Raw genomic sequence first — 23915 nt, 5'->3', positions numbered from 1 at the left:
ACTGGAAGGGTGCCCTGAACCAATTTATTATCCAGTTCGAAGATCGGGTGACCGATCATCTATGAGAATGGGCGGTTACACAGAAATCGGGACAGGCTCGGCGTTGCTACTACACCTGCCTCAAAAAGTAATATTTACTGTTCTTTATGATTTTCTTGTTTTTTAATCTGTGTTCATCTGTGTTCATCTGTGGACAATAGGTTTTTATGAAGTTATTGCGCAACATATCTACCCTGTACCGGGTCCCGGCCGACGGCGCACACGACGAGGTCGATGCCGTTGTCGATGCCGCGGTGGCCTGGGGGGGCGACACGGTTCGTTATGCCGGACCGGCCGACGAGTTGCCGGCGGAGTTCGCACAGGCCGAGTCTTTCGACGCCGGCGGGCGCTGCGTGGTACCGGGACTGATCGATTGCCACACGCACCTGTGCTTCGGCGGCTGGCGCGGTGACGAATTTGCCGCGCGGCTCGAGGGCGCCAGCTACCAGGATATCCAGGCCGCCGGCGGCGGTATCAATTCGACCGTGCGCGCGACGCGCGAGACCGATATCGACTCGCTCCGCTCCAAGGCGGCCGAAGCACTCGCCGACATGGCCCGACTGGGCGTCACCACGGTGGAAGCAAAGTCGGGCTACGGGCTGGATCGCGACAACGAGTTGAAGCAGCTGGCAGTCTATCGGCAGCTCCAGTCAAAGCAAGCGCTCGATATCGTCCCGACCTTCCTGGGAGCGCATCTCGTGCCAGTAGAATATCGGGATCGACGAGGCGATTACGTCGAACTGCTCTGCGAGGAAATGATTCCGGAAGTCGCCGAACGCGAACTGGCCCGCTTCTGCGATGTCTTTATCGAGGACAATGCCTTCACGCTGCGCGAAGGCCGCCGCATACTCGAAACGGCCAAGAGACATGGACTCGGGCTCAAGATCCACGCCGACCAACTCTCCTGCGGCGGCGGCGCGGGCCTGGCAGCCGAGCTCGGCGCCGTTTCGGCGGAGCATCTCGAGTACGCCTCGGACGAGGACATGCACTCCATGGCCCAGGCCGGCACGGTGGCTGTCAGCCTGCCGATCGCATCGCTCTACCTGCGAGAGCCCTTCCTGCCGGCGCGCAAATGGATCGACGCCGGGGCCCGGGTGGCGGTCGCCACCGACTTCAATCCCGGTTCGGCACCTAGTTATCACCTGCACCTGGCCATGACACTGGCCGCCGTTCACCAGCGCATGAGCCCCGCGGAAGTCCTTCGTGGCGTTACGACGAATGCCGCCCGCGCTCTCGGCCTGGAAACATCACACGGCAGCCTTGAACCGGGCTACCGGGCCGACCTCGCCGTCATCGACGCGCCCGACATCAACCACTGGCTTTATCACTTTCGTCCCAACGCCTGCCGGGCGACCCTCAAGACCGGCCGCTGGCTGAGCGACTCGCCGTAGGGTACCCTGACAGCACATCAGGGAGAACATTGACCTGGTCCAGGCCCGCGCAGCGACGCTGAACTTATCCAGGGGACGACCAGAGGTTGAGTAACAGGACGCAGGAAATCGCTTTTGCCGACTCGGACAATCATGGCTGGGTCAGCCATCTTCGGCGTCGTTTCATCATATTATCCGCGACTTTTTCCGTCGCTCTTCTCCTGCTGGTTGTTTTTGCGATCATCGCTTTTCAAGGACTGTCCGGCGCCCGGGCCTACGTGAATGGTGAAAGCCAGTGGACCAAGGCACAAAAGCAGGCCGTCATTGCCTTGTTCGACTATGCCACCACCGGCAACGATGAACGATACGAGGCGTTTGAAGAAGCCCTGACCGTCAACGAGGGCGACCGACGGGCAAGGCTGGCCCTGTCCGGCGACGACCCCGACTACGCCGTGGCTCGAGAAGGTTTTCTCGACGGTCGCAACCACCCCGAAGACATCGATCTGATGATGCGGCTTTTCGTGCTCGGCCGTTCCCTGCAGCCCTTCCAGCAGGCCGTCGAGGCATGGTCGCGAGCTGATGAGTTGATCGCACGGCTCCGGTCCGAAGCAACAACCCTGCGAGAGCTGGTGCGCGAGCACGGTTCGGCCAGTCCACCCGTTTTTGACCAGATCGAATCAATTCGCGAGCTCGATCGCCAGTTGACCCGGCAGGAAAGCGAGTTCTCGAATGCCATGGGCAGGGTCAGCCATTTCATGACGCGTTGGTTCACCCTGGCCATCGCGACGACCGCATTCCTTCTGATGGCCGGCGGATTCTTCCTCGCCTGGCGCCTGATCCAGGTCAGCGAGGCCAGAGAGGACGCCCTGAAAGAAAGTGAACAGCGATACCGGGCCCTGGTCGACCAACCCGAAGTGGGTATGTGGCAGATCGATCCGGAAGGCCGCATCATCTACTTCAACCCTGCCATGCGATCACTGCTGGCAATGGATGATGCAGAGCGGGTTGAAGGACAGCCGATCGAAGCGTTCATTGCGCCTCACCATCGCGAGAAGGTCGAGAAAAACAGACGCGCCCGTGTCGAGGGGCGCAACACCGCAATAGAAGTCGAACTCACCCCCCGCTCCGGACCGCCCTGCATCGCGCTCGTTCACGGTGCACCCATACGGATCGGTGAAAGCGTTGTTGGGCATGTCGGCACCTGCGTCGACATAACGGCCCGCAAGCAGGCTGAAAGCGAACTGCGCTTCCAGGTTCTGCATGATCCATTGACCGGGCTGCCCAATCGCAGGCTGTTCATGGACCGCCTGGATATGGCCCTGAAGCGAGGCCGTCGTACCGGCACGTCCGTCGCCATACTCTTCATTGACCTCGACCGCTTCAAGGTGGTCAATGACGGCCTGGGCCACGCGGCCGGGGACTCGCTTCTAAAGCAGGCCGCTGATCGCCTGCAGGATTCGGTTCGCGACAGGGACTCCATCGCCCGCTTCGGTGGCGACGAGTTCGGGCTCATCCTCGAACCCGCCGAATCGGAGGAAGCCGCTTTCATCCCGGCGAAGAGGATTGCAAGCGCATTCGGCACGGAATTCAACATAGACGGCGTCAAAGCGCGCGTCGGTGTGAGTATCGGCATTGCGCTCTCGGCGGACAGCACCCAGGACGCAGCCGAACTATTGCGTCATGCCGACATCGCCATGTATGTCGCCAAGCGCAAGGATGGTGCCCACATGCATGTGTACGATCCCGACCAGGACTCGTTCCAGCAGGAGCACCTGCATTTCGAAAACGACCTCTGGCGCGCGGCCGAACGTGACGAGTTGGTGCTGTGGTACCAACCAATCGTCAACCTCGAAACCCGGAAAATCGAAACACTCGAGGCGCTAGTGAGATGGTCACACCCCACCAGAGGGCTTCTGTCACCCGATCAATTCATCGGTCTGGCCGAGGAAACGGGCGCAATCACCCGCATCGGCAAATGGGTATTCGAACGCGCCAGCCGGGATTTCGCGCACATGCAGTCCAAGCTCGGCAAGAATTGCCCTGTAGCCATTGCCGTCAATCTATCCGATGCAGAGTTCCGATTCGGCGATCCCGTTTCCTACATTCAGGAAGCCTGCACCAGGGCGGACATCGACCCGGAGCATCTGCGAATCGAAGTCACCGAAAGCATGCTCACACGTCAACCCGAGGCGCTTCACCGGATAAACACACTGGGCTACGGAATCGCCATCGACGATTTCGGAACGGGATACGCCTCCCTCGACCGCCTGCGCCAGGTCCCGTTCAACACGATCAAGATCGATCGATCGTTCATCGCCGGTTTCCAGCAGTCCAGGGTGGACCGCAGCATCATCGAGGCAGTCATCCACGTCGGCCGGAGACTCGGGGTGCAAATCGTCGCTGAAGGCATCGAGCTCGAAGAGGAAGCCCGAATCCTGCTGAAGATGGGTTGCGAGTACGGACAGGGTTACCTATTCTCGCGGCCGGGCAAGCTCCATGCAGTCATGGCCATGATCCAGGCTGAATCGTCGCCTTCTCGCTGAATCAGGGCCCTTGGCCGCGGCGACTACATCACCAGACTGAACTGACCGATGACCGGGTCGACATCGAACTGGTCACGGAACAAGGGTTGTTCTTCGTCAATGGTGAGCTCGAGCGGGATGGTGATAAGCGGTTCGCCTCTTTGATTCGAAGCGGAGAACAACAGCAGGCTTCCTGATCGCTTCTCGCCCTTTGTCCCCGCTTCAGGGGCGACAATCTCCACATTCAGCCGGATTACCGAACCATCGCTGCTTTCCTCGATAAGCAGCCTCGCCCAGCCCTCGGTATCGGAAAGCCGTGGCTGGAGAGGCTGACCATCCCGACTGCCGGCCACCAGGACAAGGCCGCGGCGTTCTCCGGCGGGCAGGATGACGTTGATCCGGGAAATGCTGTTCTGCTGGCAGACAAGCTCGACCGACCCCGGCGAACGTGCCGATTCGGGAGATTCGACCGCGCTGACCGCATCCTCACGCAGCATCGCAGCCCGATCTTCAGACTCGTGCACGCAAGTATCGGCCCCAAGGGCCAACAGGGGCAGAAATGCCATTCCTGCCGTCAGGATCGAAAATGTACTGCTCGACTTCATCCACTCGCCTTTGCCAAAGACACACGATTTACAGCGCCTATAGTCTAGTGTAACGGCTTCTTGAGGTGAAATCGGCTTTTCCCGCCAATTGGGTTAGCATGATGTAAACCATTGCCCAAGGGAGCGACCGGAATGAATCGGTCGAGCGAACAGGCCGCCGAGCTCGAAGAACTGATCAGGCGCTCTACCGAGCGCGGCGAGGCCTCCCTGGCGGGCATGCTGCCGCTGGTCTACGATGAATTGCGCGCACTCGCGGCCCGCCAGCTTTCACGCCAACGACCCGATCATACGCTCCAGCCCACCGCCCTCATCAACGAGGCCTATCTGCGCCTGGCCGGTCAGGATTACGAAAGCTGGAAGGATCGGCGCGAGTTCGTGATCGTTGCCGCGACGGTCATGCGGCGCGTGCTGGTCGATTATGCGCGCCGAAGACATGCCGAAAAGCGCCCCCAGGACCATCGGCGTGCCGACATCGACGAGTCCGAACCCGGACAGGTTTTCGGGCTCGAACTGATCGCCATCGACGAAGTACTGGAGCAACTGGCTGAAATCGACGAACGCCAGGCCCGAATCGTCGAGCTGCGCTACTTCGCGGGCCTGAGCATGGAAGAAACCGCCGAAACCATGGATCTTTCACGCTCGACCGTGGCCAGGGAATGGCGTATGGCCCGGGCCTGGCTCAAACGACGCCTGTCGGAAGACTTGGGAGCCTCTGAATAACTCTGCGCGGGCGCGACGGTGCAGAGTTGTTCAGAGGCTCCCCAGCTCAAGGCGGATTGAGTTTGCGATCGACTTCGGCCAGCTTGCCCGCTATGCGTTGACGCAAGCCCGCCCATTGCTCACCGGGGCTCGACGTGAGCGAGTCCAGGGCCTCACGGTAACTTTCCACTGCCGCAGCTGGATTGCCCTGCATGACCTGCGCGCCACCGAGCACCTCCAGCGCTGAGGCCCGGTAGAAAGTTGCGACGCCCCCGAACTGCTCATGGCGCCGATCCAGGCCCGGCAGGATGTCGCGCACCAATCGCTCGGCCTCGACGGCATCACCGTCGCGCAGGTGCAGCGCGGCCAGGTTGGTGATCGACAGACGATAGAGATAGTGATCGCGGCCGACGGATGTCTCGATCATCGCGGCCGCGCGCTTGAACGCCGCCCTGCTCTCCTCGTTGCGACCGAGTCTCGACAATGCGACGCCCAGATTGCCGATCGTGTTGGCCATACGCTGACTCGGCCCGATAAGCCGTTCATGGTCGGCCAGAAGGAATTCGAACATCGTCACCGCCTGCTGCGGATCACTGAGCATCAGCGCAGTGGCGTGAACATGCCGCCCGCGCAGACGCCTTGGATCATCCTCACCGTAGACGGCCTCGGCCAACTGGCGAGCCCGTATCGCGTCCTCCAGGGCGGCTTCCTCCTCCCCGGCGGCCACGCGCGCGCCCACCAGGGCCGATCGCGCCTCGAAAAGGAGCTCCGAATCGGCAGAGGCACCATTCAGTTCGTCGATAATGGCCTTGAGTTCGGCGATCACGGTCTGCGGCGAAGCATCCAGAATATTGACCTGGTTGCGAAGCCTGCGAATTCGCACTCGTATCAACTCCCGGGCATCCCGGCGCTCATGCGATTGCTCCAGCAGTTCGATGGCCCGCCGGTCCGCGGCGATTGCCTCGACGGCGCGACCGGCCGAATCGTAGGCCGCGCCCAGCTCTGATTGGATCATTGCCCGCTCTTCGATCGGCAGCTCTCCCTGCAGCAGAGCCTGCGTCTTCAAAAGCATTGGCGCCGCCTGTTCCCCCAGGCCCAGCGCGTTGTAGGCCTCGCCCAGCGTCCTGTACATCTGGCCCAGTGCAACGGGATTGTCCCCCTCGGACCCCGCAAGCTGCTTTCTCCCCAGGTCGAGAATTTCGCGAACGGTCACGTCGTTTCCGCGGCTGGGCAGAGAATCGGCACCAGCCAGGAGCTCGGACATGAACTCGGTCACCGCTTCTGCGCGGTCGCGTTCCCAGGCGACACGATCGAGTTGCCGCTCACGATCGACGAGAAAGGAAATGAGCAGTGCCGCAGCCACCAGGCCGATCATGAGCGCCGTTCTGTGCCGCCGGAAAAAGCGCCCTGAGCGATACAGTGCCCCGCCGTCATGTGCCCGCACCGGGCGATTCGTAATGAAGCGCCGAAGGTCGTCGGCCAGGGACCGGGCCGACTCGTAACGCTTGCTCTCCTCGGCGTGCATGGCCTGCTTGACCACGCTGACAAGATCTCGCGGCAGTTGCGTTCCATTCCGGTCTCGGGGCTCGGGGTACTGCCCCTGCAGCACAAGTTCGCGCAAGGCTTGCGGATCGTCGTTCCATTCGAACGGCGCGGTCCCCCCCAGGAGTTGGTAGAGCAGGACCCCCAATGAATAAACGTCCGTGGCGGCGCCAAGGCCGCCGCCCCGCAGCTGCTCCGGGCTGGCGTAAGCCAGCGTCAGCCCACCGGGGGTTTCACCACCTTCCACGTCGGAATCGAGCAGCCGTGCCACGCCGAAGTCGAGCAACTTCGGTTCGCCTGAAGCCGTCACCAGGATATTGGTCGGCTTGAGATCGCTGTGGATGACCATGCGGCGGTGCGCGTAGTCGACTGCTTCGCACACCTTGATGAACAAGGCCAGGATTTCGGACCGCGAAGCACCCCTCGAAGCCCACTGGTCGATGCGCTCGCCGTCGACGAACTCGGTGGCGAGAAAGGGCCGTCCCTCGGCCGTCAAGCCACCATCGATCAGTCGCGCGATGCAGGGATGATCGAGCCGCGAGAGAATACCGCGCTCGGCCGAAAAACGTCGGGCAAGCGCTTCATTGCCGGACTCGTCCAGATGCAGCAGTTTGAAGGCAACCGGCTGGCGCAGGTTGCCGTCGACACGCTCGGCAAGATAGACGATACCCATGCCGCCCTGACCGATGCGCTTGATCAGTCGATAGTTCCTGGGAAGCGGAACCTCCAGTGAGACTTCTTGAAGCGCACTGCGGGCCGCTGTCTGAAAACGCTCCGGAACCGAGTCGTCGGCGTCATCCTCGGCGGCCGCAATCAGCCACTCCACTTCCCGCTTGAGCGCCTCGTCCGAGGCACAGCGTTGCTCGATCAGCGCCTGCCGACGCGGCGGATCGTGCTCGAGTGCGTCCAGGGCGATCGCCTTGGCGTCGCGGTAGCGTTGCCTGGCCGGGTCGTCACTCATCAAGACTGCGCCAACGATGCGGGTGGGCAGTCCAGATTAAGCGATAACCCCCTGTCCCCGCCAGCAGCAATGAATGCGATCAGTCGCCGCTTTCGGAGGGCCGCAACAGAGATGCAGTTGCCGTAAGATGGACCAGGCTGTTTTCCCGCGTGCCCTGGTCGACACCGGGCTCGACCAGGGTCATGGTGCCCGAGCGGCCCTCGCGCAGCCCCAACAGCGAATCGGTCAGCAGCTGCCATTCACCGTCGCGCAGCTCGTGGACTGCGAGGTTCAGCCAGATGGAACCGACCGGGGCGCCTTCGGAGGCGACCGGCGGCTCCACCAGGACCTCGATCCTCCAGCCGCTTTCCCCGGACGGCTCGCCGACTTCGATCGATGCCGGTTCTTCCGGCTCGACCACGACCATCGGCGTCCCGCGCTGTTCGCCCTCGATCCACAGTTCCATTTCGACCATGTATCGATCACGCGTCTCGGCGGCCACTACGCTGTCGGCCGCAAGGACCGACAGAACGAGCACCAGGATTCCGGCCGCCGACCGCACTTCAGGCGTCCCGGTTGCGGAATCGCTCGGGCAGGATTTCCTGATCGGGCTGATCCGCACCCTCCTTCTGCACCGGCATCAGGTCCATCTTGGACACACCCAGCTTGACCGCCAGGCTGCCTGCGACATACACGGACGAATAGGTCCCGATGATCACGCCCACGATCAGGGTGAAGGCGAAGGCGTGGATGATCTCACCGCCGAAGTAGAACAGCGCGATCAAAACCAGCAGCGTGGTCAGCGAGGTCATCATGGTGCGACCGAGCATCTGGTTGATCGCGAGGTTGGTCAACTCTTCCGGGGTTCCCTTGCGTCGCGTCTGGAAGTTCTCCCGCAGGCGGTCGTAGACCACGATGGTGTCGTTGAGCGAGTAGCCGATTACTGCAAGGATCGCCGCGACCACGGTCAGGTCGAAGCTCACCTGAAAGACAGACAGCACGCCGACGACCAGCAGCACATCGTGAATCAGGGCGCCAACCGCACCCACGGCAAAACGCCACTGGAACCGGAAGGAAATGTACAGCAGCACGCCGATGAGCACGTAAAGCAGCGCCAGCCCGCCCTGCTCGGCCAGTTCCTGGCCAATCTGGGGGCCGACGAACTCGACGCGCCGCATTTCGATGTTCTCCGTCTGCTCCGACAGCCCCTCGAGCACCCGGGTGCTGACATCCGCGCTCGACTCCCCATCTTCCGAGACCGGGATGCGAATGACGATATCGCTGGCCGTTCCGAAGGTCTGCACCACGAAGTCATCGAATCCCTCGGACTCCAGCGTCTGCCGGACGTCGTTGAGTTCCGGTGCTTCGGGATAGTGCAGCTCGATCAGCGTGCCGCCCGTGAAGTCGAGACCGAAGTTCAATCCCTTGGTCGACAGCGAAAAGATGCCGGCAGCCAGCACCAGCGCCGAAAACACCAGCGCAATGTTGCTGAAGCGCAGAAAATTGATCTTTGTGTCGCTCTTGATGATATCCATGACGATTCGGCGCTCCTCAGATGGCCAGTGACTTGACACGCTTGCGGCCGCCGTAGATCAGGCTGACGACGCCGCGCGTGCCGAGAATGGCCGTAAACATGGAGGTGACGATACCCAGGCTGAGCGTGACCGCGAAGCCCTTGATCGGACCGGTGCCGAACATGAACAGCACGATGGCCGCGATCAGCGTGGTCACGTTGGCGTCGGCGATGGTCGAGAAGGCCTTCTCGTACCCGGAGCGGATCGACGCCTGCGGCGTATTGCCGTTGCGCAGCTCCTCGCGTATTCGCTCGAAGATCAGCACATTGGCGTCGACGGCCATGCCCACGGTCAGCACGATACCGGCGATGCCCGGCAGCGTCAGGGTCGCACCGAGCATCGACAGCAAGGACACGATCAACACCAGGTTGGCGGTCAGGGCCAGGTTGGCCACCAGACCGAAGACCTTGTAGTAGACAGCCATGACGACGAGCACCAGGGCAAAACCGATGATGACCGACTGGAAGCCTTGGTCGATATTGTCCTGCCCCAGGCTGGGGCCGACCGTGCGTTCCTCGATGATCTGCATCGGCGCGGCCAGGGCGCCGGCGCGCAGCAGCATCGCCAGCTGGGCAGCCTCAGCCGCCGATCCCAGGCCGGTGGTCTGGAAGCGCTTGCCGAGCGGCTCGCGCGTGACCGCGGCGGAAATCACTTCCTCGACCCGCCGCGTGGTGTGGACTTCCTCGCCGTCTTCCATCCGGGTCTCGGGGCGATACTCGATAAAGACCACGGCCATGCGCCTGCCGACATTCTCGCTGGTGTGGTCGAGCATGCGACGAGCGCCCTCGCCATCAAGCGTGACCACGACGTTGGGCTGGCCCGACTGCTGGTCAAAGCCGGCGGCGGCGCCGATCAGGTTCTCGCCCGACGCGATGACTTCCCGCGAGAGCAGCATCGGCTCCCCGTTGCGGTGCTCATAGAGTACCGAGCCCGGCGGCACGCGGCCGGTGCGCTCGGCCTCGTAGGGGTCATTCTGCTCGTCGACGGCCCGATACTCGATGGTGGCCGTCGCGCCCAGCACGCGCTTGGCCTGCGCCGTATCCTGCACACCGGGCAGCTGGACGACGATGCGGTTGGCGCCCTGCTGCTGAATCACCGGCTCGGCGACACCCAGCTCGTTGACTCGATTGCGCAGCGTGGTCATGTTCTGCTGCAGGGCGTTCTGCTGGATTTCCTGCAGGAATTCCTCTTCGATGCTTGCGCGCAGGTTGTAGGTCTGACCACCATCGCCGGACTCGAGCACCAGCCCCTCGAGCTCGCGCTCGATCAGTTCCCTTGCTTCGCTGCGATGCTCCTCGGTGCGAAGTTCGGCGACCACGTTGTCGCCGGAAACGCGCACCGAACGGTAACGAATGCCCGCTTCGCGCAGCAGACCGCGGATGGAATCGACGTAGCTGTTGAGCCGCTGCGTCTTGGCCGCGTCCATGTCGACCTGCATCAGGAAGTGCACGCCGCCCTGGAGATCGAGACCCAGCACCATCGGCTCGCCCCCCATCGCGGCCAGCCAGGATGGCGTCGCCGGCGCCAGGTTGAGGGCGACCACGTAATCATCGCCGAGCGACTCGCGCAGGGCGTCGGCCGCACGCAACTGCCGGTCGGTATTGCCAAAGCGGATCAGCAATCGCTGCGGCGAGAACTCGGTGGGCCCATGCTCGACATCGGCTGACTCCAGGGTCCGCTCGACGGAACCGACGATCTCCTGCTGGAGATCGAAGCCGCGCGAGGAGGAGACCTGGACGGCCGGGTCGTCGCCGAAAATATTGGGCAAGGCATAGAGGAAGCCCAGGCCGAGCACGATGATCAGCAGGGCATACTTCCAGGGTGGGAATCGATTCATGAGTTGGTCAGTCGTTGATTCTGGTTCTTGTGGCGAATGGATGCCGCACAGGGATCATTCGGATGAGTCGGTCGTTCCCTTCGGCACAACCTGGGCGACGGAATGCTTCTGCAGCTTGATCACGACCCCGTCGGTCACTTCCATGGAAACAAAGCTGTCGCCCACTTCGGTGATCTTGCCCAGCATGCCGCCGGCGGTGACCACTTCGTCGCCCACCGACAGGCCGGCCACAAGTTCGCGGTGCTGCTTGTTGCGCTTCATCTGCGGGCGGATCAGCAGGAACCAGAAAATGACCACGATCAGGATCAGTGGCAGCAGGCTGCCGAGCATCGACGGCGCCTGTCCCGCGGCGTCCTGCGCCATGGCGCTCGAGATCAGAAAATCCATAGATTATTCCTTCGGTCTGTTGGCGTCTGAGATTATCTGGGGTCCGTTGAGTACGGATACAAACGCGCAATTATTGCACAGGTAACCGAACACGACCACACCACCGGGCAGCCGATCCACGTCACGCCCCCCCTGCCCGGCCGTGTATCCGGCCAGGCTCAGCAATCCCCCCGCGACCAGCCCGCCTGCAACTCACGGACCAGATGCTCGAAGTCTCCCTTCTCGATCGCCTCGCGCATCCGCCGCATCAGCGACTGGTAGTAATACAGGTTGTGAATGGTCGCCAGGCGGTGGCCCAGTATTTCGTTGCACTTGTTGAGATGCTTCAGGTAGGCGCGCGAGAAACGGCGGCAGGTGTAGCAGTCGCATTCCGGATCGACCGGCCCGGTATCCTTCGCATGGCGGGCATTGCGGATCTTGACCACGCCCCAGCTGGTGAAAAGATGGCCATTGCGGGCATTTCGCGTCGGCATCACGCAGTCGAACATGTCCACGCCGCGCGCGACTGCAGCCACCAGGTCCTCAGGGCGGCCCACGCCCATCAGATAGCGGGGGCCGTCCTCGGGGAGCAGCGGGCAGGTGGTCGACAGGATTTCTTCGCGCTCGGCTTCCGACTCGCCGACGCTCAGGCCGCCGATGGCGTAGCCGTCGAAGCCGATCTCCAACAGCCCCTCGGCCGAGCGACGGCGCAATTCGGGGTACATGCCACCCTGGACGATACCGAACAGGGCCGCCGGGTTATCGGCGTGGGCACGCTTTGACCGCTCGGCCCAGCGCAGGGAACGCTCCATCGATTCGCGGGCCTGCTGTTCGGTGGCCGGATACGGCGTGCACTCGTCGAAGATCATCACGATATCCGAGCCCAGCGCGCGCTGAACCGCCATCGATTCCTCGGGGCCCAGAAAGACCTTCGAACCGTCCACTGGCGAGGCAAAGGTCACCCCTTCCTCTTTCATCTTTCGCAGTTCGGCCAGGCTGAACACCTGGAAGCCGCCCGAGTCGGTCAGAATCGGCCCGTCCCAGCCCATGAAATCGTGCAGATCGCCGTGAGCGGCAATGATTTCGGTGCCCGGGCGCAGCATCAGGTGGAAGGTGTTGCCCAGAATGATTTCCGCACCGATTTCGCGCAATTCCTCGGGCGTCATCGCCTTGACCGTCCCGTAGGTCCCCACCGGCATGAACGCCGGCGTCTCCACGGTCCCACGCTCGAACGTCAACCGTCCCCGCCGCGCCACGCCATCGCTCCTCAATAAATCGAAATTCATCCCGCCTCACTCACTGGAAACCAAAAACCCGTTTATCCAATAAACATCGCATCGCCGTAGCTGAAGAAGCGATATTCCTGCTCCACGGCATGGCGGTACGCGTCCAGCACGTTGTCGCGCCCGGCGAACGCGCTGACCAGCATCAGCAGCGTCGAGCCGGGCAGATGGAAGTTGGTGATCATCGCATCGACCACCCGGAATTCATAACCGGGATAGATGAACAGGCGACTGTCACCCGCGAATGGCGCAAGCTCGCCCCCGGCCGCCGCTGTCTCCAGGGCGCGCACGGCCGTTGTGCCCACCGCCACCACCCGGCCGCCGCTGGATCGGGTGGCGCGCACCGCCTCGACCAGTTGCGGCGACACCGACAGCCATTCGGCGTGCATGCGATGCTCGGACACGTCCTCGACACGCACCGGCTGGAATGTGCCGGCGCCAACGTGCAGGGTGCACTCGGCCCGGTTCACGCCCTTGCTTTCCAGGCGCTGGAAGATTCTCTCGTCGAAGTGCAGGCCCGCAGTGGGCGCGGCCACCGCCCCGGGCACTCGGGCGTAGACGGTCTGATAGCGCTCGGCATCCATCGCCTCGTCCTCACGCTCGATGTAGGGCGGCAGCGGCATGTGCCCGACGGCTTCGAGCAGCGTCGACCAGCCGGGCCCGGAGATCATGCGCAGGCGCCAGAATTCTTCCTCCCGCCCCAGCACCTCGAGCTCGGCCTGGCCGTCGACGAAAAGATGCGTGCCCGGGGCCGGCTTGCGGTTGACACGCAGCTGAACCACCGCTTCCTGGTCGTCCACTACACGCTCGATCATGATCTCGACCCGACCACCGCTTTCCTTGCGGGCCCACAGCCGAGCGGGAATCACCCGCGTATTGTTGAACACCAGGAGATCACCTGGTTCGAGCAGTTCCGGCAGATCGGAGAACTTGCGATCGTGCCGACGACCGGTTTCGCGCTCGAGATGCAGCATCCGGCTGCCCGAGCGCTCGGGCAAGGGGTACTGCGCAATCAGTCGCTCCGGCAGTTCAAAACGGAAATCGGATACCTTCATCATCGGGCGTCCTTCGAACAGGGCGACATTGTAGCGGTACCGCCCGTCGCCCGCGGGTTTCACGCCCTGCGCACGCCTCGGCGTGGAAGCTGTGGCGAATTCAAACCTTGCCGGCTTTCGGGAGACAATGAATCCGGCTATCCTGCCTCCCCTGGAACCGATTTCTTCGATCATGAACAAGACCCGGCCCGACTCCGCTTTCGCACCCGGCCAGTTTCGCGATCGCTTCCGCATTCCCGACGGCGGCAGCGGCGAGACGGGCACCTACCTGTGCGGCAACTCGCTCGGCGCGCAGCCGAAAGCGGCCGCCGACACGGTCGACAGCGAACTCGAACGTTGGGCGAGGCTGGGCGTCGCCGGCCACTTCGACGGCCCGACCGCCTGGACGGAATATCACGAGTTGCTCACCACACCGCTGGCGCACCTGTGCGGGGCGCGCGATATCGAGGTCGTCGCCACCGGCACCCTGACGGCAAACCTGCACCAGATGCTGATCAGCTTCTACCGGCCGCAGGGCAAGCGCCGGCGCATTCTGATGGAAAAGGGCAGCTTCCCCTCCGACCGCTATGCAGTCGCCTCGCAGGTCCACCTGCATGGCCTGGACCCTGAACATGACGTCGTGGAACTGGCCCCGCGACGCGACGGCCTGCTTCACGAGGAGGATCTGGAAGATTACCTCGAACGCTATGGCGACCAGGTCGCGCTGGTGCTCTGGCCGGGCGTGCAGTACGCCACGGGCCAGGTGTTCGACACCGCAAGGGTATGCCGGGCCGGACACAAGGCCGGTGCGACCGTCGGTCTCGACCTGGCCCACGCCATAGGCAACGTGCCGCTCAACCTGCACGAGGACGGACCGGACTTCGCCGTGTGGTGCAGCTACAAGTATCTCAATGCCGGCCCCGGCGCCATTGCGGGATTGTTCGTTCACGAACGCCACGCCCACTTCGACGGCCCGCGCCTGGCCGGCTGGTGGGGCCAGGACGTGCACACGCGCTTCAAGATGCGCCCGCGCTTTCAACCCGAAGCGGGCGCGGCCGGCTGGCAGTTGTCCACACTGCCGATCCTCGCCACCGCGCCCCTGCTCGCATCGCTACAGTTGTTTGAGGATGCCGGCGGCATCGAGCCCGTACGCCATGCCTCGCTGGAACTGACCGGCCACCTGGCCCACCTGCTCCAGGAAAACCTGAACGACGAGATCGACATCATCACGCCACTGGAGCCGCACCGACGCGGCTGCCAGCTATCGTTGCGTCTGCATGCCGGCGAGGCTGCCGGCCGGCGACTCTTCGAACGGCTCGTGGCGCACGGTGTCACATGTGACTGGCGCTCCCCGGACATCATCCGCGTCGCCCCGGCACCGCTGTACAACAACCGCGAAGACGTGGAGCGCTTCGTCCAACTGACCGGCAAATTGCTCTCAACCGACACGCACTGATCGCTCATGCAACATAAGCCCATCACCCTGGCCCTGGTCGCACTGACGATTTCGATCGTGCTTGCTTTCACGGTGGCATTGACCGATCTGGGCCAGGAATCCGTACTTCGGTTACTCGGAAGTCTGGAAGGCGTCGTGGCCAGCCATTTCTGGCCGGGCGTGGTCGCCTATATCCTCGCCTTTGCCGTACTGATCACGATGACGCTGCCGCTTGCGACGGTTTTCACGGTCACAGGGGGCTTCCTGTTCGGTGCCTGGGTCGGCTCGGCCGCCGCTCTCGCCGGCATGGTTCTGGGCGCAGTACTCACTTTCTCACTGATGCGACTGCTGGGCGTGCGCGAAGACAGTTCCTTCCTGCGCAAGGGGCGGACCCGGACCGCGCTCGAAATCATGGACCGCAACGCCGTGTTCTACGTCACGCTGCTGCGCATCGTGCCCGTCGCGCCCTGCTTCGCCGTCAACGCCGGGGCGGCCATCACGCGAATCGATTTCGTGCGCTTCCTGGTTGCCTCGCTGGTCGGCCTTACCCCTTCGGCCATTGTCTACGGCGGAGTCGGCTCAGGACTGGAGACCTTAATCGAGGCCCAGGAAGTCATGTCACCGGCCATCCTGCTCAAACCCGAGATCGGCCTGCCCATGCTGGGCGTCGTCGTGTTGATCTCCATCTCCTGGCTACTCAGGAATCACGTTCCGGGTCTGACGCCGGAATCCTGAAGACGACGAAGTCCTCGCTCTCGTGCCAGGGCGGACCGAACCGATCCGAAAACGCGTCGATGCAGGGCTGGAGATCGGGCAGCGAACGTCGCTCATGCTCGAAGGGGTTGCTGAGCGGGAAGACGACGAAGCGGTTGATGCCGTCTTCGGCCTCCAGCACATCTTCCAGGAAGACGAAACGACCCAATTCGATTTCGAATTCGCTTTCCGGCTGGAGCTCACCCCAGGTCCAGTCGGTGCAAAGCCCGCTGATCATGCCGATGTGGATCGGAAGCTGATGGGAGCGCTGGTACTCGGAAATCGGCGTGAAGTGCGTTTCGAAATGCCAGGCGGCCTCGATCAGGCGCCATTGTCCGGGCGCGTCCGCCATCTCGTGGTAGAACGCCGGGACCTCCAACGGCGTCATGATCGAGTTAAAAATACTGCGCTCGAAGTTGTAATCGATCTGGTAGCGCACCGAGTTGGTGAACTGGTTGACGCCGCTGTAGGTCGCCGGCAGCGGGCCGGCAAGGTACAGCCCCGCCACGGCAGACACGCACACCGCCTTCGCCCAGGCAGGCTCGCCCCGCAAGCGAGTGATCGCAAGCGTCACGATTCGCACCAACCCGATCGCCAGCAGGGCCAGGATCAGAGGCATGGAGATGACGGTGTAGCGCACCAGCACCAGGGCATTGCGAACCCATTCGGGCCCCAGGATCTGGATGATGACGCCGGCAACCAGGGTCAACACCAGCCAGAAGCACAGAAAACTTCGATCCCGCAGCCACAGGATGCGCGCGCCGACAATCACCGGCACGGCCAGCGCTGCAGCAAGCCAGGGACTGCCGATGCCGAGCACCATCTCCCAGGTCCGGCTCAGCGTGTGCAGTTCAATCGAGTGTTTTCCGGCCTTGACCGCAATCGATGCCGTATCGGCCAGCAGGGGCGGCAGGATCAAGGCACTGCAAGCGGCCGTCGTCAACCCGCCCAGGATCATCACGGACCAGAACGGACGCGACCCGCCGCCCCGGCGCCAGCGATGAATGCCGGCCACGGCAAACCAGGTCAGGGCCGTTCCCGTATACAAAGCCGTTAGCGGATGCAGCCAGGCCGCCGTGACGGCGCAGAGGAAGAAACCGATCGCCCGTGAGCGCCCACCATGCCGCCACCACTGCCATAACAAAATGATCGCTGCAAACCCGAGCAACACCACCAGCGCATACGGGCGCACGAAACGCGAAAAGTGAATCAGAAGCGGCGAAATCGCGATCAGCGCACCCAGGCTCAATCGCTCGGCCGATCGCAGCCATGGCCTGAGCAGCGCGGGCACAATCACGATTGCGGCCAAGCCGAATATCATCGGCAAAAAGCGCATTTGCCACTCGGCAAGACCGATGGAATCGGCCAACCCGCGAAACAGCAGGGTCAGCGGAATACTGTAGTCCGCGTGACCGAATGACAGGAAGATCTCGGCATAGCCGGCCTGCATGAGCCGATGCAGTGCGTGCCACTCGTCATCGAGCAGGATCTGGATATCGAGCTGCCAGAAGCGCAACCACGCACCGGCCGCCACCACCAACACCCAAAGGAACAGAGCGACCGGACGGCCTGGCTGGATCGAGCCGGCCGTCACGAGTCGAAAAAGCGGGAACGAATCAGTCCCGTTCGACCCATCAGGTGCTGCAGCGAAACCCGGATCACGCCAAGCCCGTAGATTACCGAGCGCTTGAAATTGATCGACGAGGCATCACCGAAATAGTGCGTCGGACAGGTGACTTCGCCGATCCGAGAGCCGCGCGCCAGGACCTGCGCCAGGACCTGGTTGTCGAAAATGAAATCATCGGAGTTGGCATCCAGGTCGAGCTCCGAAAGAAGTTCGCCGGAGAACGCCCGATAACCGGTGTGGTACTCGGAAAGCTTGGCGCCGGTGCACAGGTTCTGGAAGGCCGTCAGCAGGCGATTGGCGACGTACTTGTAGACCGGCATGCCGCCGCTGATGGCACCACCACCGAGAATCCGCGAGCCCAGCACGACGGGGAACAGGCCGCTGGCAATCAGCTCGGCCATCGCCGGAATCAGGCGCGGGCTGTACTGGTAATCAGGGTGCAGCATGACGACGATGTCTGCATCCAGGTCGAGTGCGGCGCGGTAGCAGGTCTTCTGGTTGCCACCGTAGCCCCGATTCTCGTCGTGGCGAATCACGTGTTCAACGCCCAGCTTGCGCGCCAGATCAGCGGTATCGTCCTGGCTGGCATCGTCCACCAGGACGATGTCGTCAACCAGGTCGCGCGGCACTTCCGCCAGCGTTTGCTCAAGCGTTCGGGCAGCGTTGTAGGCGGGCATGACCACCACGACCTTGTGACCCCGGATCATCTGGACCTTCCCAACGGATCAAACCTCAATTCGAATGACAGCAACCGCCGGCCGGCATAATCAGTAGCCCACCGGCGGTTGCCGCTGCCCTTATTGACATGCCTGGCGCACGGAGAGCTTCTCGATGTCGACCTCGGTCGAATACTCCTGGTTGAGGGGTGGACCCGACTCGAACACAAGCGTTTCGGTCGCGCTGTCCTCGTCCTCAAAGACTCGCGAATAGGTGCCCACCTGCTCGAAGGTCACCGGTTCTTCATCGCAGCTTGGGCAGAATCCGCGCAACTCCAGGACGTCCAGCTCTTCAGCCAGCGGTCCGTCTCCCGATCGGGTGCTGCTTATCACCCAGCGCCCGACACCGAGGTCGTCGAAGTAGTACCGCACCTGCGCCTGGAAGGACTCGTTGACGATGACCGTCGTGCCGCCCTGAGCCTGGCCGGGTGCGAACCAGTGGCCGCCGTAACTGACCGGCGCGCCGCCGACCGTCGGACATGTGGGCGCGCTGTCCGGCCCCAGTCGCTCGGAACCGTGGGCCCCATTGAGCCGCCAGGAGACGATCATGTCCTCTTCTCCAAGAGCAGTAATTCCCAGGCGGCCGACGGTATTGATGTTGTTGCGCACCCCGATGCTGGTGGTTCTCAGCAGGTCGTTCTGCCAGGTCGAGCGATTCTCGTCGATCGGCCCGGCCGCGTTGTAGAAGACGGGCAGGCCGTCTTCGTCGTAGCTGTACCACACCACCAGACCGGCCGCGCCGGCGTTCCATTCGAAGCCCTGGTTGATTATGCGATCGCGCGGGCTGTAGAGACCAAAGCGAGACAGCGCAGCGTCGTCGCTTTCAACGATCGAGACCGAGACGTCGACACGACGCTCAGCGCTCAGCGGGTTGTCCAGCACGATGTAGTACCGGCCGGGCTCAATCGTTAAGCCGACGCCTGCGGCATGGTTCAGGCTGAAGCCGGTGCTCGAACCGCTGCCGCTGGCCAGGGACCCGCTGACGGGTGCCGGGGGCGTTTCCGGTGCAAAACCGGCGATGTCGTCATGATCCAAGCGATAAAGCGCACCTTCGATCCCGTTCTGGCCCTGAATGTCGATTTCAAGACCACTTGCCGACGGCGGCACGTCGACAAACAGCAGATCGTGGGCTGTATCGCCCGGAATGACCACCGAGCGCGTCTCGCCGTCGAACAGGGCGGTCGACTGCGGCGTATTGCTTCCCGTCCGGCTGACGTAGACCGGCACAGCATCGATATCCGCCAGCAAATCCGGCGTGCTGGCAAAGCCGACCACGCCGATCCAGCGCTCGTCCCGCAGCATGGCCGGCTGGTCCCAATACAGGTCGATGTTCAACGGACCACCGTCGTGCTTGCCCGGCCCGGATGCAACGAAACTGGAATCATCGGCGGCATCGAGCACCGCCATGTCCAGCTCCACGGAATCTTCAATGCCTGAAGCCGATGCTTCCCAATTCTGTACCAGTACCCACCACTGCCCTGCTTCCGGCATCTTGATCAGGCAGTCCTCCAGTTCATCCGGGCTGGTCGACCGGCATTCTTCCTCGGCCGATTCGGCGACCCCATTGCCGTTCTCGTCGAAACCCACGAACAGATCAATATCCGCCGCCGAAGAGCTGATGACTTCGGCAAACAACACCAGGGTGTTCTCGCTCGCTTCGAGCAGGAAGGTCTTGCGCCCCTCGGTGCCGGAATACGGATCACTGGATATTGCATCCTGGACCAGGCCGAACGATTCACGCGTCGGCTTGACCAAGGGGCTGGTGCGGAATACCGCCTCGGGAAGAGCCGATTCGGCCGGCATGGCGATGCTGGCCTGACCCCGGTTGGATGCCACTTCCAGGTCTGTGCTGCGCGTTGTTGCGACCCTCAGCTTCTGCATGGAATGATCACCTGCAGGCCGCAGCAAAACGGCGCTTTCGGGGGTTGCGCCCAGAGGAATCTGGCCGCTGTTGATCGTAATGGCCAGAGTCTGGCTCTGACCTTCATTCAGCTCGAAGCTCTGGGGTTCAACCTCCACATCAAGGTCGCCTTCCACACTGACCGTCCAGCTGTCGTCACCCAGCGCTCTGACCGTGCGCGTGAATTGGCAGCCCTGCGCACAATCCTCGGCGTAAACGCCGGCCAGATTAAGCTCGCCGGGATCGCCGCCGCTTGCAGGGTTGGCGTTCTGGAAATCGCTGGTGCTGACCGGCAGGTAGAGACCGGCCTCGGCTGCCAGGTCCACCCGGATCCGGCCGTTACCGCGGTCCAGTGTCGTTGTCGGGCCCTCGTTGAAGGTCATCCCCTCGACTTCCGCCGTGGTCTCCAGCACCGACTGCAGGATATCGGGCGTCCAGTCCGGATTGAGCGACTTCAACAGGGCCGCCGCGCCGGCCACGTGCGGGCTGGCCATGGACGTGCCGCTGAGAAAGGCAATCGAGTTTTCGTCCGGCACAAACCCGCCGAGGATAAATTGCCCCGGCGCACTGACATTGGGTTTGAGCACGTTCGGGGACTCCTGGGCGGGACCGCGGGAACTGAAATCGGACACGATGTCTTCCAGTTCATCGCCGGTCACAGCCGCCCGTTCCGAAAACATCGTGGCCGAAGGTGCCGAACTACTACTCCTGATCGAATCAAGAGCTGCATCGCCTTGCACAAGCGGCATCATTGCGGCCGGAATCGTCGTCTCCTCGAGCCCCCCCATGACGATGGCCGGGCCCGAAACGTTATTGAAGACAAGCACGCCAACGGCACCAGCGTCGGTTGCATGCCCGACCTTGGCTTCGAAGGTGCATTCGCCACGCTGAATGAAGGCAATCGCCCCATCCAGCGAATTTTCGGGAAACGGCTGACAACCGAGCAGGCCGTCACCGAGCTCATCCACTGCGATGACAGGCGCCGTAAGATCGTCTTCAAGCGCGGGGCCCGAGCCCGGCTCGACCAGGATGTCCGACTCACCGGCAACCCGGGCCCGATTGCCGACCCGGCGCCGGTGCGTATTGCTGGCCACACTCATGACCCACGGAGCGCTGGCGGGTGAGGAGATCGTTCCACGCCCCGGCCCGGAATTGCCGGCCGAACTGACGAAAAGAATGCCGGCCGAGCGGACATTCAGAAATGACTGCAGTTCGTTCCAGGGATTCGCGGCATCGCCGCCGATCGAGTAGTTCACGATATCGACACCGTCCTCGATCACCTGGTCGAGCGCCTGCGAAATGGCGCTGCCGACACACTTGCCATCGAGCTCATCATCGTCCGGATGCTCCAGGAAACACACCTTGTACGAAATGATGTTCGCATGCGGCGCGACACCAGACGTGTTGAACGACCGGCCCGGTATGTCCTGAAGCGAGAAGCGCCAGCGATTACCCGCGGCGATGGACGCCACGTGCGAGCCGTGGCCCTCACCGTCGGGATCGCGACCGTTGGTGCCTTCGTCGGCAAAGTTGTACACGCCGATCAGCTTGTCGTTGCAGGGCACGCTGGCCTTGCTGCATTCGCCGAACTGCTCCCCCTTGGGGTTGGTGTATTCGTGACCGTTAGCTAGAGAAGGATCGTCCGAGAAATAGCGATGATCCCAGTTGATGCCGCTGTCGATGATGCCGATGACGACTTCCTCGCCGCGCGTCATGCCGGCGTCGGATTGGCCCGCCCAGAGCGCGGGGGCGCCGATCAGATTCGGACCTTCATCCAGCAGCATCGGGTAGGCAATATCCTGGCGTACGGACTTCACACCCGCGACACGAGCCAGTTCTGCCGCTTCCTCGGCGTTCATTTCGACGGCGAAACCGTTCTGCACATGACGATAGACGGCGCTCGGCCTGAGATCACGACCGAGTCGTTCCCGGGCACGTTGCATGATGGCCTGGCGCTCGCCATCGAGTTGTTGCACGTAGTCCCGCACCGCCGGCGACTGCACGTCGAGTTTGCGTGCGCCCGTTACCGAGGGCGCGGTCGCGGCCAGCCCCTTGGCCGCCTTGCCGTCGGCCGACTGCAACTGCATCGCTCGCGAACCGGTGAATTCCAGCGTTGGCGGCGCCTCCAGTTCCACGATCCATTGATTGGCGATCGGAACGGATGCCTTTCCCGCCCATGCCGTCGAAGCGAGGGTGAGCAGAATGGCCGCCAGCAGATATCGAAGCACTAGTTTCATCTTTAATTCGCCTTTGTCTGAACCTTGGATTTAATTCTTTGCGTTAGACTTCGACCCGCTGCCGGAGCGTGACGAGTTCTTCGGCGCTGGTCGGGTGGATGCCGACGGTGCGATCGAAATCGGTTTTGGTCAGGCCCGCCCGGACCGCCACGGCAAAGCCCTGGACGATTTCCGGCGCATCGGGGCCCACCATATGGCAACCCAGCACCCGATCGGTGGCCGCGTCGACCACCAGCTTCATCACCCCCTTTTCCTGTCTTCCACTCAGAGTATATTTCATTGGCGTAAACGCCGACCGGTACACGTCCACCGCTTCGAAGGACTCCCTGGCCTCCGACTCGCTGAGACCCACCGTACCCACCGGGGGCTGGCTGAAGACCGCCGCAGGCACGTTGGCGTGCTCGACGGGGCGGTCCATGCCGCCGAACTGCGTGTCGGCAAGAGCATGTCCTTCCATCAGGGCCACGGGCGTGAGGTTCACGCGATCGGTGACATCGCCCACGGCGAAGACGTTGTCCACGCTGGTGCGGTTGTACTCGTCGACCTCGATGCGATTCCCCGCACCGGTACGCACGCCCGCATCTTGCAGGCCGAGGTCCCATGTATAAGGCGAGCGACCCGTGGCGAACATCACGCAGTCGAAGGTCGCAGAACGATCATCGGAGAACGTCACCTCGATACCATCGGCACTTCGTTCCAGGCGCGCCGGCGCGCAATGGTACTGGATATCGATGCCGCGCCCGCGCATGCCAGCCTCCACCGCATGGCGGACATCGTCGTCGAAGCCGCGCAGAATCAGGTCACGGCGGTAGGCCAGCGTGACCTCGCTGCCCATGCCGTTGAATATTCCGGCGAACTCGACCGCGATATAGCCCGCACCGGCGATCAGGATGCGCTTGGGCAGAGACTCCAGATGAAAGGCCTCATCCGAGGTGATACCAAGCTTGGCGCCCGGGATATCCGGCACCCACGGCCGGCCGCCGGTGGCAATCAGGATCTTCCCGGCGGTCACGCGCCGGCCGCCCACCTCGACTGTGTGGCGATCGATCAGCCGGCCGCGCCCCTCGAAAAGGGTAACGCCGGCGTTGGCCAGAAGCTTGTGGTAGATACCCTCGAGGCGGTCGATCTCGCGATCCTTGGCGGCGATCAGGTCCGGCCAGGAAAAGGACGACGCCCCCACGTCCCAACCGTAGCCGGCTGCGTCGGCAAAATGCTCGGAAAACTGAGCGGCGAACACCAGCAGCTTCTTGGGCACGCAGCCGCGGATCACGCAGGTGCCGCCGACCCGCGATTCCTCGCAGACAGCCACACGGGCGCCGTGACCGGCGGCAATGCGCGAGGCACGAACGCCGCCGGAGCCGGCGCCGATCACGAAAAGATCAAAGTCAAAGCTTGGCATTCCAATCATGTATTTTATTTACGGGTTTGATTCAGGT

General features: G+C 62.8%; 17 protein-coding genes. 5 read left to right on the top strand and 12 right to left on the bottom strand.

Annotated elements, in window-relative coordinates; all coding sequences use genetic code 11:
* The first annotated feature begins 206 nt into the window (after nucleotides 1-206).
* Both hutI and ACDC66_RS11475 read left to right on the top strand, forming a co-directional pair.
* Nucleotides 207-1430 (top strand): imidazolonepropionase, encoded by a 1224-nt coding sequence (hutI, locus tag ACDC66_RS11480; protein ID WP_376696864.1) that lies wholly within the window; start codon nucleotides 207-209, stop codon nucleotides 1428-1430.
* A gap of 86 nt (nucleotides 1431-1516) precedes the next feature.
* Nucleotides 1517-3952 carry a putative bifunctional diguanylate cyclase/phosphodiesterase gene (locus tag ACDC66_RS11475; RefSeq protein WP_376696863.1) on the top strand — a complete coding sequence of 812 codons (2436 nt, stop codon included), beginning with the start codon at nucleotides 1517-1519 and terminating at the stop codon, nucleotides 3950-3952.
* A 23-nt stretch (nucleotides 3953-3975) separates the two neighbouring features.
* Here the strand turns inward: ACDC66_RS11475 and ACDC66_RS11470 are convergent, their stop codons facing one another.
* On the bottom strand, nucleotides 3976-4455 hold the full coding sequence (locus ACDC66_RS11470) for a hypothetical protein (RefSeq protein WP_376696862.1): 480 nt from the start codon (nucleotides 4453-4455) through the stop codon (nucleotides 3976-3978).
* A 213-nt stretch (nucleotides 4456-4668) separates the two neighbouring features.
* Between ACDC66_RS11470 and ACDC66_RS11465 the strand changes: the two genes are divergently transcribed.
* The gene (locus tag ACDC66_RS11465) at nucleotides 4669-5256 is read left to right on the top strand and encodes an ECF-type sigma factor (RefSeq protein ID WP_376696861.1); all 588 of its coding nucleotides are present in this window, start codon (nucleotides 4669-4671) and stop codon (nucleotides 5254-5256) included.
* 46 nt (nucleotides 5257-5302) lie between these two features.
* Here ACDC66_RS11465 and ACDC66_RS11460 read toward each other — a convergent pair whose 3' ends face one another.
* The 7 genes from ACDC66_RS11460 to queA form a co-directional block, all read right to left on the bottom strand.
* The gene (locus ACDC66_RS11460; protein WP_376696860.1) at nucleotides 5303-7738 is read right to left on the bottom strand and encodes a serine/threonine-protein kinase; all 2436 of its coding nucleotides are present in this window, start codon (nucleotides 7736-7738) and stop codon (nucleotides 5303-5305) included.
* A gap of 79 nt (nucleotides 7739-7817) precedes the next feature.
* A complete protein-coding gene (locus ACDC66_RS11455) occupies nucleotides 7818-8255 on the bottom strand; it encodes a hypothetical protein (RefSeq protein ID WP_376696859.1) in 438 nt (145 codons plus the stop codon).
* A 25-nt stretch (nucleotides 8256-8280) separates the two neighbouring features.
* Nucleotides 8281-9252, bottom strand: a complete 972-nt coding sequence (secF, locus tag ACDC66_RS11450; protein WP_376696858.1) for a protein translocase subunit SecF — start codon at nucleotides 9250-9252, stop codon at nucleotides 8281-8283.
* A gap of 16 nt (nucleotides 9253-9268) precedes the next feature.
* The gene (secD, locus tag ACDC66_RS11445) at nucleotides 9269-11128 is read right to left on the bottom strand and encodes a protein translocase subunit SecD (protein ID WP_376696857.1); all 1860 of its coding nucleotides are present in this window, start codon (nucleotides 11126-11128) and stop codon (nucleotides 9269-9271) included.
* Nucleotides 11129-11182: 54 nt separating this feature from the next.
* Entirely contained in the window at nucleotides 11183-11515 is a 333-nt protein-coding gene (yajC, locus tag ACDC66_RS11440; protein WP_376696856.1) for a preprotein translocase subunit YajC, read from the bottom strand.
* 158 nt (nucleotides 11516-11673) lie between these two features.
* Nucleotides 11674-12780: a tRNA guanosine(34) transglycosylase Tgt gene (tgt, locus tag ACDC66_RS11435; RefSeq protein ID WP_376696855.1), complete on the bottom strand. Its 1107-nt coding sequence runs from the start codon at nucleotides 12778-12780 to the stop codon at nucleotides 11674-11676.
* Between the two features lie 32 nt (nucleotides 12781-12812).
* On the bottom strand, nucleotides 12813-13832 hold the full coding sequence (queA, locus tag ACDC66_RS11430; protein WP_376696865.1) for a tRNA preQ1(34) S-adenosylmethionine ribosyltransferase-isomerase QueA: 1020 nt from the start codon (nucleotides 13830-13832) through the stop codon (nucleotides 12813-12815).
* 172 nt (nucleotides 13833-14004) lie between these two features.
* Between queA and kynU the strand changes: the two genes are divergently transcribed.
* Complete coding sequence (gene kynU, locus ACDC66_RS11425) at nucleotides 14005-15267, top strand: kynureninase (RefSeq protein WP_376696854.1); 1263 nt, start codon at nucleotides 14005-14007, stop codon at nucleotides 15265-15267.
* Between the two features lie 6 nt (nucleotides 15268-15273).
* Nucleotides 15274-15981 carry a TVP38/TMEM64 family protein gene (locus ACDC66_RS11420; protein ID WP_376696853.1) on the top strand — a complete coding sequence of 236 codons (708 nt, stop codon included), beginning with the start codon at nucleotides 15274-15276 and terminating at the stop codon, nucleotides 15979-15981.
* On the opposite strand, the gene ACDC66_RS11415 is transcribed toward ACDC66_RS11420, so the two are convergent.
* The 4 genes from ACDC66_RS11415 to gor form a co-directional block, all read right to left on the bottom strand.
* A complete protein-coding gene (locus ACDC66_RS11415; protein ID WP_376696852.1) occupies nucleotides 15944-17533 on the bottom strand; it encodes a hypothetical protein in 1590 nt (529 codons plus the stop codon). The two genes, ACDC66_RS11420 and ACDC66_RS11415, sit on opposite strands and share 38 nt — an antisense overlap.
* A gap of 56 nt (nucleotides 17534-17589) precedes the next feature.
* The gene (locus ACDC66_RS11410; RefSeq protein ID WP_376696851.1) at nucleotides 17590-18333 is read right to left on the bottom strand and encodes a glycosyltransferase family 2 protein; all 744 of its coding nucleotides are present in this window, start codon (nucleotides 18331-18333) and stop codon (nucleotides 17590-17592) included.
* 90 nt (nucleotides 18334-18423) lie between these two features.
* The gene (locus tag ACDC66_RS11405) at nucleotides 18424-22479 is read right to left on the bottom strand and encodes a S8 family serine peptidase (RefSeq protein WP_376696850.1); all 4056 of its coding nucleotides are present in this window, start codon (nucleotides 22477-22479) and stop codon (nucleotides 18424-18426) included.
* A gap of 43 nt (nucleotides 22480-22522) precedes the next feature.
* Nucleotides 22523-23878: a glutathione-disulfide reductase gene (gene gor / locus ACDC66_RS11400; RefSeq protein ID WP_376696849.1), complete on the bottom strand. Its 1356-nt coding sequence runs from the start codon at nucleotides 23876-23878 to the stop codon at nucleotides 22523-22525.
* Nucleotides 23879-23915 lie beyond the last annotated feature (37 nt).

This window comes from Wenzhouxiangella psychrophila, from assembly GCF_042310375.1.
Classification (GTDB): Bacteria; Pseudomonadota; Gammaproteobacteria; order Xanthomonadales; family Wenzhouxiangellaceae; genus Wenzhouxiangella.
This window is presented reverse-complemented; position numbering and strand designations above follow the sequence as displayed.

Coding starts and splice junctions, on each gene's coding strand:
- ACDC66_RS11460 (WP_376696860.1), bottom strand. CDS start 7,738: ATGAGTGACGACCCGGCCAGGCAACGCTACCGCGACGCCAAGGCGATC.
- queA (WP_376696865.1), bottom strand. CDS start 13,832: ATGAAGGTATCCGATTTCCGTTTTGAACTGCCGGAGCGACTGATTGCG.
- hutI (WP_376696864.1), top strand. CDS start 207: ATGAAGTTATTGCGCAACATATCTACCCTGTACCGGGTCCCGGCCGAC.
- kynU (WP_376696854.1), top strand. CDS start 14,005: ATGAACAAGACCCGGCCCGACTCCGCTTTCGCACCCGGCCAGTTTCGC.
- ACDC66_RS11420 (WP_376696853.1), top strand. CDS start 15,274: ATGCAACATAAGCCCATCACCCTGGCCCTGGTCGCACTGACGATTTCG.
- gor (WP_376696849.1), bottom strand. CDS start 23,878: ATGCCAAGCTTTGACTTTGATCTTTTCGTGATCGGCGCCGGCTCCGGC.
- secF (WP_376696858.1), bottom strand. CDS start 9,252: ATGGATATCATCAAGAGCGACACAAAGATCAATTTTCTGCGCTTCAGC.
- secD (WP_376696857.1), bottom strand. CDS start 11,128: ATGAATCGATTCCCACCCTGGAAGTATGCCCTGCTGATCATCGTGCTC.
- yajC (WP_376696856.1), bottom strand. CDS start 11,515: ATGGATTTTCTGATCTCGAGCGCCATGGCGCAGGACGCCGCGGGACAG.
- ACDC66_RS11410 (WP_376696851.1), bottom strand. CDS start 18,333: ATGATCCGGGGTCACAAGGTCGTGGTGGTCATGCCCGCCTACAACGCT.
- ACDC66_RS11405 (WP_376696850.1), bottom strand. CDS start 22,479: ATGAAACTAGTGCTTCGATATCTGCTGGCGGCCATTCTGCTCACCCTC.
- tgt (WP_376696855.1), bottom strand. CDS start 12,780: ATGAATTTCGATTTATTGAGGAGCGATGGCGTGGCGCGGCGGGGACGG.
- ACDC66_RS11465 (WP_376696861.1), top strand. CDS start 4,669: ATGAATCGGTCGAGCGAACAGGCCGCCGAGCTCGAAGAACTGATCAGG.